General features: G+C 57.8%; 1 protein-coding gene. It reads left to right on the top strand.

The genetic code is table 11. From position 1 onward, the window contains the following. Nucleotides 1-593: IS66 family transposase (tnpC, locus tag AC6ROY_RS25480; protein ID WP_500103358.1), on the top strand; the 593-nt coding region annotated here is incomplete at both ends.

Genomic DNA, 593 nt, shown 5'->3' with positions numbered 1-593 from the left:
GATTACCAGCGTACCCGTGGCGGCGAGCATCCGCGGGATTTTTTGGCGGGATTTAAGGGGTACCTGCATGTGGATGGTTATGCGGGCTATCACAAGGTGAAGGATGTGACGCTGGCGGGCTGCTGGGCGCATGCGCGGCGTAAATACGATGAAGCGCTGAAAGCCGCGCCGGAAGCCAGAGCCAATCCACACAGCGTGGCGGCGCAAGGGCTGGACTGGTGCAACCAGCTGTTTGCGATTGAACGCAAGCTGGTTGAAGTCACACCGGAAGAGCGACTGGCGGCCCGCGAGGAACAAAGTCGTCCGGTGCTGGATGACTATTATGCCTGGTTGCGTCAGCAGAAATCCCGAACGATGCCCAAAAGCCTCCTGGGCCAGGCAATCGGCTACAGCTTAAACCAGTGGGACAAGCTAACGGCCTTTATGAAGAATGGGCGGCTGGAGATCGATAACAATCGCGGGGAGCGCTCGATCAAGCCCTTTGTGATCGGACGAAAGAACTGGCTGTTTGCAAATACACCACGCGGAGCCAGGGCTAGCGCAGCGATCTACAGCGTGATCGAAACAGCCAGAGAGAATGGGCTGCATCCGTT

It is taken from the genome of Paenibacillus sp. sg306046 (assembly GCF_059821225.1).
This window is presented reverse-complemented; position numbering and strand designations above follow the sequence as displayed.